Source organism: Kitasatospora sp. NPDC048722 (assembly GCF_040650235.1).
Lineage (GTDB): Bacteria > Actinomycetota > Actinomycetes > Streptomycetales > Streptomycetaceae > Kitasatospora.
This window is the reverse complement of sequence record NZ_JBEZGX010000129.1, coordinates 1-5701: the sequence shown is the minus strand read 5'-3', so window position 1 is coordinate 5701 and position 5701 is coordinate 1. Positions and strand designations below refer to the sequence as shown.

The following is a 5701-nucleotide window of genomic DNA, read 5'->3' as shown; positions in this document are numbered from 1 at the left end:
GCCCCGACACCCGCCCTAGCTAGATCCGGCCCGGAGGGCTCGGCCACTCCCGGTGGGTGAGCGCGATCCATCCGAGCCAGGGCCGCTCGGAGCCGCGGATCTCCTCAGGGGTCGGGTGCTCGACCGCCTCGGCTTCCAGTGCCGCGTGGAGCGAGAAGGCGGGGTGGTCGAGATGCCCGTCGGGGACGGGCGCCGTGGGGAGGTGCTCGTGGTCCCGGTGGCCCGCTCCCGCGGCGCAACCGGCGAAGGGACCGCGCCGCGGGTCCATCAGCGCCCGGAGGTGGGGATCCGCGTGGTGGAGCCAGAACGTGCTCATGCCGAGCGAAGGGTCCATCGACAGGTACTCGAAAGCGCGCCAGAGGGAGGCCAGCCGCGCGACCGCCTCCGGATGGGCCCACCATTGAGGGCACCATGCGGAGCCGCTCCCCTCGGCAGGCCTGCGGACGAGGACGGTCAGGTACTCCTCCACGAACGCCGCCAGTGTGACGAAGATCAGCCCCTCGCCCGTCTGCTCCGCCTCGCCGGCGGGGCTCGGCTCCAGGAGGCCCTCCACGTCCGGCGCTCCCGCGCCGGTTGGTCCGTCCACCGTCATGTGCGTCCTTCCAGATCGAATTCGGGCCGCCATCGCACGACGGTCAGGTTGCTCACCGCCGGACGGCGGCCGAGCCTGCGCTCCAGCTGGTCCAAGGTCTCTGCGGCCGGAAACGGCGAACCGTCCGGGAAGTTGCGTCGGCCGCCGTGGAGGTCGCGCAGGATGGCGAGCGACTCCCTGGCCGGGGGGATCCCTTCCAGGTGGTGCCGGGCGTTCCCCGGGGCGGCGGTGAGCAGACAGATCGCGGCCCACTGGCCGAGGAGGGCGGCCAGCCAGGTCCGGGTCCCCGCCGAGGCCGCGTCCGGCAGGCCCCGGACCACGTCCGTCGCCTGCCGGACCGCGTGAAGTGCGCGGCGCCGGTCCCCGAGCCGCTGGTACACGTGGGCGAGGCTCGACCACGCTCCGGCCACGTCGGCGAGGCCGTGTCCCGTGCTGTCGTCCACGAGGCAGACCCGAACTGCGAGAGCCTCGCGCGAGGCCGTCAGCGCCCTGGGGAGATCGTCGGCGAGCAGCAGGAGCCGGACCAGCCTCTCCAACGCGTGCGCGTGGTCGGCGCGGTAGGCCTCGGGATACCTCCGGGCCCAGCGCCGCTGGATCTCTTCTGCCTCGGCTGCCCGGTCCGTAGCAATGCGCAGGCCACCGGGCACCTCTGCCAGCCGGTCCGCCAGCACGCCCAGCGACCAGGCCAAGAACTCGTCGGCACCGGTCGGGTCGACCGCGTGGAAACGACGGTAGTACTGGACGGCTCCCTCGGCTGCGGCCACGGCCAGCCGGTGCCGGCCCAGCTCGGCCTGGGCGTCGGCCAGGACGGCGAGCGAACGGGCGAAGGCGTGGTGGTACCGGTCCGGCTCCCGGGAGATCAGAGCGGTCCGGAGGCGGACGGCCTCCTCAAGAGCGCGGTCGGCCTCGGCGGCACGGCCGACGTCCCGGTACGCGAAGGACAGGTTGTGCAGCACCGAGGCGATCTGTGCGTCGCGATCCTTCCTGCTGGCGGGGAGGGCACGCACGATCGCTAGGGCCTCCAGCTGGGTCGCCAACGCGGCTTCCGGGTCGCGGTGCCTCTGGTTGTACGCGAGGGCGTGTAGCGAGGAGGCCAGTGCGGGAGCGTACGTGTCCCGGTCGGCCGCGGCCAGTGCCCGGCGGAGGTCCACCGCCTGCCGAACCCACTCGTGCACCCCACCCGGCGCCTGGTCCGCGACGGAGTAGTACCAGCGTTGGTGCCACGCCCACGCCAGGTCCGCCTCACGGGTTCGCCGACAGACCTCGTCCTCCCCGGGCTGCGGTAAGAGGAAGGCGTCCACCAACCGCTCGGCGGCCCAGGCACCGAACCTCGCCACCGGCGGCAGGTTCCAGTCGGGCAGGGCTGCGTAGCATCCCCGTAGTGCCTCCGTGTGCAGCCCGCCGATCTCGTCCGCCGTGGTCTCCAGCCGCCCGAACAACTCGGCGCCGGCCGTGAACCGGTCGGCCCTGAGGTGTCCGAGAGCGCCCCGGACCAGAGTGACCAGGAGTTGCTCCTGCTGCTCCGCGGTGGCCCCGGTGAGCACGGCCGGAAGGAAGCCCTCGTGCCCCTCCGCTGCTCGCCAGCCGAGGTACTCGGCGAGCCGGTCCGGCTGGAGCTGGCCCCAGAACCGGCCGGGTGGGGGCGGGTAGAGGTTCCGCAGCAGCAGGGCGATCTCGCCCAGGAGGTGTCCGGGAAGTTCCGGGACGCGGGACAGGGTGTCCAGAGCTTCCGTGCGGCTGGCGGCGCCGCAGAGGGTGGCGGCGGCGACCGCCCGTTCCAGCTTCTCGCCGAGAAGATCGACCCGGTAGGCGGGCGCGGACCAGGCCCAGTAGGCCATCTCGTGGTCCAGGAGCTGCTGCTCCAGCGGGGCGCCCCGGGATTCGGCGGACCGGCGGGTGCCTGCGTCGAGCAGCGCGGTGAGCGCAGCCATCTGGAGATCGAGGGGTGTGCCGTAGCGGTCCGCGTCGATGTCCGGTGGCGGCGGCAGGGTCTCGGCCAGGTCCGCCCACCGGGTGGTCCCACCAGCCGCGTCGCGTGGGACGGGGTACTGGTGGAGCAGGTCCAGGCAGGCGCCGAACCGCCGGGCACTCTCGCGGTGGGCGGCCCGCCGGTCGATCGTGGTGGCGGCGATCGGCCGGAGTTCGACGACCGGGGCGTAGCTCAGGGCCGTCCGCACGTCGGCGTCGGCGCGCATGGGGTCCTTGTTCCAGGCCCCCGGGGCCCTGGCGATCAGCAGGAGCCGGATCCTGGGGCGGTGCAGGGCGCGTCGATGGGCGTGCCACAGGAACTCGCGCATCTCTTGTGGGCGCCCCTCGGCGTAGTCGACGACGAGCAGGAGGTCATGACGGAGTTCGGTGAGCAGGGACAGCCCGTCCGTGGCATCGCCGGCCGCTGGCCGGTCCAACAGGCCGGCCACCCAGCCCCGGCGGTGCATGTCCAGGACCAGCTCCCTAGCCAGCCGGCTCTTGCCCAACCCGCCGGCGCCGGCCAGGATCCGGACCGACACCAGGTCAGGGTCCTCCTCGCACCAGGCGACCAGCTGCCGCTTCTCCTCAGCACGCCCCCGGAACGGCACGACCTCGGCCTCGGCCCGCAGCAGCATGGAGGGTGACAGGACGGTCCGGTCGGACGCGAGGGGCGCGAGCAGTCGGGCCGGTTCCGCGGGCTCCAGCAGCGGATCGACGCCGGTGGCGGACCGGAGGGCGGCGCGAAAGGCCGGTTCGGCGAACAGGTCCGCCACCCGGGTGGCACCGAGCCGGCTGCCACCGTCGGGTCGGCGATCGTGACACACGACCCCGATCAGCAGATCGTTGTGGAAGACGGCGGCACCTGACATCCCGCCCCAAGGGCTCACCTGCTCGGCGCCGCCCGTGCGCAACGGGAAGGTGACACCGTGGATCTCGTACCGGCGTCTGCGAGCGCCGGTACCGGGGTGGATGTGACCGGAAAGCTGTTCGATGTCACGGCCGCGGTCGTCGCGCTGTATCCGGGGGAATCCTAGGGCGACGACCTCGCGGCCGGACAGCTCGGTCACCAGGGTGCCCCAGCGGACGGCGGGATCGGAGGGGGCCGGGAGTGGAGCCGCCGTCAGGCGTAACAGTGCCGCGTCCACGTCGTCGTCATAGCGGATCCAGACGATCTCCGCGGACAGCCGCTCAGTCGAGAGCCCGGCAAGCTCCACAGTGACGGGCCCGTCCGACGGGTCGCCCTGGCCGTTCACCACATGGGCGGCGGTGAGGACCAGCCCGGGGGCCACCAGATAGCCCGAGCCGTGGACTGCGCAACCCGGCCCGGCACCTGTCCGAACATGTGCGACGCGCCGTAAGGACAACGGATCCCCCGTCTCTCCGTTCTCGCTCCCGCCGGAGCGGACGCCTTCAGTCCTCGTCGAGGTCCAGGATCTCGACGTCGCCGCCGTCGGCGGTGTGCGGGTGGAGGGTCAGGGAGATCCGGTGGGTACCGCGTTCGGTGCGCTCGGCCTTGCCGTTGGCGCCGAGGACGCCGAAGCGGAGTTCACCGCCGCCGCCCCGGGTGCGGGTGAGCTCCAGCTCGAAGTCGACCGTGATGTCGCCGATCTCGAAGCGAACGGGTGAACTGCCCGCCCTCCGCCGCGCCTCGACGATCTGCCTTCGCAGCAGGTCCACCGCATCGGCGAGGTCCAGCCAGTCCCCGTTCGGCTCCGCCAACGTCGCCACCCCTTCCTCGGTTGTCCGTGAATCTGATGCAGACACAGGAGTTCTGATTGTGCATCAGTAACGTCGACTGCGGACCTGATTCCAGGTCATCCACGGAAGTTGCCGCGCGAGAGCGGCCTGTCTACGTCGCGGTCGCCGCTGCGCGTGTCCGGACGGCCGGATACGCTCCCGATCACGGAGATGGAAAACGACGCGCTAGGAATTGATGCGGGGTCACAGGCGCCGGGCTGCGCGGAGTGCGGCGCCGAACTGCGTACCACCGGCCCGGGTCGGCGCCCGGTCTACTGTGGCCGGGGCTGTTCCTCGAAGGCGTACCGGCGCCGGCGGGCGGAGCACCAGCAGGACGCCGTCGTCGACGCGCTTGTTACCTCGCGCGTCGAAATCCCGGCCACTGGCGAGGCCGGCCACCGCGAGCTCCTGGAGCTCGCCGCCGCCATGAAGCGCAGTGCCGCCCGCTTCCTGGAGAACCTGGAACGAGCCCGCCGCGGCGAGGGAGACGACCCGCGCTGCAACCAGGCCCTCGCACTGCTGGAGACCAGCCTCACCGGCGCCACCGGGCGGATGATGCGCAAGGCCCACGTACTGCGCTACGAGATGACCTCCGCCTGGCTCCGCACCGAGCAAGACCACACCGCAACGTCCGCCCCCGAGCCTGCCGCCCCGCTTGATTCCCCGCGCGTCGAAACCGACGGCCCGGCCGTCAACGTTGATCCCACCCCGCCACCGACCACCACCGAGCCGGGAGATCGGCGAGGGTCTGGAGCGTGCCGAGCGCACCCGCCCGATCCCGCAGTCCGTCCAGGCCCGGATGCGCCTCCTGCTCAAGGCGCCAAGGGCTCCACCAAGAAGCTCGCCCAGGACCTCAGCGTCTCCCAGCGCACCGTGCAGCGCTGGCTCAAGGGCCAGGGCACCCCCAAGCCCGCCGCCGCGAAGGCCATCGAACAGAAAGTCCGCGCCAGTTGGCAGCCGCGGGTGAAGCAGCGGGTGCGTCGGGCGGCCGAGCAGAACGGCTTCGTGCTAACCCTCAGCGGCACCTTCGGCTTCAGCTCGGCGGCCGGTTCCACCGACGACCCCCGCCCGCGCATCATCACCCACAAGATGCCCGGCTCGGTCGCCCAGCGCCTCTACGCCGCCCGCGACGCCGGGGAGAGCCAGGAGGAGCAGGAGAAGATCCTCGCCGAAGCCCTGCGCTACGAGTACTTCAAGGACGGCGGGCACCGCGCCCGCGGCCTCAACGTCGAGCTAAACGACATTGCCTGGATGGACCTGGAGGGCCTCTAGGCTCCTTCGGCCGCCTACGTGTCGCCGAGTTGGAAAGTCCAGGCCGTCCCGCGCGGCCTGGACTTTCCGAAGCTCTCGCTGGAGGCGATGGCGACCCCTATGAGGTCGCAGCATTAGGGTGCGTATCGGGCT

4 protein-coding genes are annotated in these 5701 nt (G+C 72.0%); 1 reads left to right on the top strand and 3 read right to left on the bottom strand.

Annotated elements, in window-relative coordinates; translation table 11 throughout:
* Window positions 1–19: 19 nt before the first annotated feature.
* From AB0C76_RS40895 to AB0C76_RS40885, 3 genes are read right to left on the bottom strand one after another with little or no spacing between them, the layout of a single operon-like run.
* Window positions 20–586: a DUF4913 domain-containing protein gene (locus AB0C76_RS40895; protein ID WP_359975742.1), complete on the bottom strand. Its 567-nt coding sequence runs from the start codon at window positions 584–586 to the stop codon at window positions 20–22.
* A 2-nt stretch (window positions 587–588) separates the two neighbouring features.
* A complete protein-coding gene (locus tag AB0C76_RS40890; protein WP_359975739.1) occupies window positions 589–3924 on the bottom strand; it encodes a trypsin-like peptidase domain-containing protein in 3336 nt (1111 codons plus the stop codon).
* 46 nt (window positions 3925–3970) lie between these two features.
* A complete protein-coding gene (locus tag AB0C76_RS40885) occupies window positions 3971–4279 on the bottom strand; it encodes a trypco2 family protein (protein ID WP_359975736.1) in 309 nt (102 codons plus the stop codon).
* Between the two features lie 189 nt (window positions 4280–4468).
* On the opposite strand from AB0C76_RS40885, the gene AB0C76_RS40880 reads away from it, so the two are divergent.
* A complete protein-coding gene (locus AB0C76_RS40880; protein ID WP_359975733.1) occupies window positions 4469–5569 on the top strand; it encodes a hypothetical protein in 1101 nt (366 codons plus the stop codon).
* Window positions 5570–5701: the final 132 nt, after the last annotated feature.

Excerpts from the sequence above, each read along its gene's own strand:
- AB0C76_RS40880 (WP_359975733.1), top strand. The coding sequence starts at position 4,469 with ATGGAAAACGACGCGCTAGGAATTGATGCGGGGTCACAGGCGCCGGGC.